This is a genomic window from Moorena sp. SIO2C4 (genome assembly GCF_010672485.1).
GTDB classification, from domain to species: domain Bacteria; phylum Cyanobacteriota; class Cyanobacteriia; order Cyanobacteriales; family Coleofasciculaceae; genus Moorena; species Moorena producens.
This window is the reverse complement of the sequence record NZ_JAAHGN010001262.1, coordinates 1-1952: the sequence shown is the minus strand read 5'-3', so window position 1 is coordinate 1952 and position 1952 is coordinate 1. Positions and strand designations below refer to the sequence as shown.

Annotated in this window: 3 protein-coding genes; 1 reads left to right on the top strand and 2 read right to left on the bottom strand. The window is 46.0% G+C overall.

The annotated features are described in order from the left end of the window. Positions 1-107 (bottom strand): adenylosuccinate synthetase (locus tag F6K20_RS36400; protein ID WP_287298084.1); only part of this gene is annotated, 107 nt, incomplete at its 3' end. Positions 108-316: 209 nt separating this feature from the next. Between F6K20_RS36400 and F6K20_RS36395 the strand changes: the two genes are divergently transcribed. After that, positions 317-1009 carry a response regulator transcription factor gene (locus F6K20_RS36395; protein ID WP_287267167.1) on the top strand — a complete coding sequence of 231 codons (693 nt, stop codon included), beginning with the start codon at positions 317-319 and terminating at the stop codon, positions 1007-1009. Here the strand turns inward: F6K20_RS36395 and F6K20_RS36390 are convergent. Beyond that, positions 978-1772: a DNA gyrase C-terminal beta-propeller domain-containing protein gene (locus F6K20_RS36390; RefSeq protein ID WP_287298082.1), complete on the bottom strand. Its 795-nt coding sequence runs from the start codon at positions 1770-1772 to the stop codon at positions 978-980. The genes F6K20_RS36395 and F6K20_RS36390 overlap by 32 nt on opposite strands. Positions 1773-1952: the final 180 nt, after the last annotated feature.

Sequence of the window (1952 nt, the reverse complement as noted above, 5' to 3'; positions counted from 1 at the left end):
TCCCCCTGGTAACGGACGACTACATCTGCTGAACGACTCAGCAGATCTGTTATTTTGCCTTTTCCTTCATCGCCCCACTGGGCACCAATTACAACAACGTTAGCCAAGGGTTTATTTTGAATGCTAAAGTTTATCCACCTGATAATTATGAACAGTGGTTGCGACTGCTGTCAACTTAACTGTTGCTGATCTAGGTAGAAACTGGAGGAACGAGAGTCACATAAGTTAATCTTGACCTAGAATCGCCACTCCAATCTCTTTTAGACTTTACCTATGTACTCTTATCAGTCATTTTTAACAAAAAACTACTTCTACAATGAAAATTTTATTAGTGGAAGATGATATTCTCCTTGCTGAAAATTTATCCGAAGCCCTCACCAACCAACGTTACGTGGTTGATCTGGTTACCAATGGGGAAATTGCTTGCCAGCAATCCCAAATGCTTGATTATGACTTGATGGTGCTAGATCTGACTCTGCCCAAGCTCGATGGCTTTGGTGTTTGTCGAAAATTGCGAGCCCAAGGCTATCAAATGCCGATTCTAATGTTGACGGGTCGCGATACCACTAATGATAAAGTCAAGGGTCTAGATGCAGGGGCTGATGATTATCTAGTTAAGCCAGTTGACTTACCAGAATTATTTGCTCGGATTCGGGCTCTGCTGCGCCGAGGTCAATCTATCGCACCACCAGTACTTAAGTGGGGAGATTTGCGTCTTGACCCGAGTACCTATGAAGTAAGCTATGCTCACCAACCTATCCACTTTACCCGTAAGGAGTATAGTTTACTGGAGTTTTTGCTGCGCAACGGTCGGCGGGTACTAACTCGCAGTGTTATTATCGAGCACGTCTGGTCTTTTGAAAACCCTCCCGAAGAGGAGACGGTCAACGCTTACATCAAAAGTTTGAGGCGCAAACTGAGATTAGCTGGCGCACCCAGAGATTTGATTGAAACCGTTCACAGTGTGGGCTATCGCCTTAAACAGTTAAGTCCTGAATCACAGGAGTAACGCTGATGATTTTTTCCTCCGGCTTGAGTTGGGCAATGCGATCGCCTGTGCCATCTTTTCCCCAAATCGGCACGGATTTCATAGCTAAACGCTTACCGCCAAGGGAAGTGACTACCATGACGTCATTGGCGATGGAATCCCTGACCATGCTGACCAAACCATCTTTAGCGGTTTTAAACTGTAGCGCTTGAGTTCCCAGGTCTCCCCGATTAGCCAACCTGATCGCCTGCACGGGGAGGCGCTTTCCATACCCCTGCTCAGACACCAGTAAGAGGTTTTCCTCTTCCCCTAGGACAACACAGCCAACCAGCTTTTCTTTACCCTTTAGCCGCAAAGCTTGATTTCCTTGAGCGCTGCGTCCCATAATCGGTAACTGTTTGTCATTCACCTCAAACCGCAAAAGCCGTCCATTGCTGGTTGCTACCACCACTTGTGTCGCTGTAGTAGATAGGTTGGCATACTGTAGTTGATCATCATTTCTGAACTTGGTAAGCAACATACCACGGTTCGTTAGTTTTGTCAACTCAGATACTGATACACGCTTAATTTTACCTTGGTGAGTCAGCAAAACTAGGGTGAAGTTTTCTAGGTCATCTGGCACCCTAAAGTGAGCCACAACTGTTTCTGATTGGGCAGAATTTGGCAGCAACTTTACCAAGGGAATACCCTGCTTGCGTCCAGCCGCTGGTGGAATATCTCTAATTTTGACTGGGTAGGCTTTGCCAGAACCAGTGATTACCATTAATTCTTGTGTGGTGAGCAACAGCTGAGCCTGAACTACAAAGTCCTCCCCTTGTTTAATTGACTTGGGTAATTTTGGCTGTGTTGTGGCACTTTGCCGCTGTACATACCCGTGAGAGGTAAATTCTAGAAGTGTTTGTTCTGGCTCAGTGGGAGCATTAGGTAGGGTATCAGGAGTTTTTTGGGGTTGAGCAGATTTCTA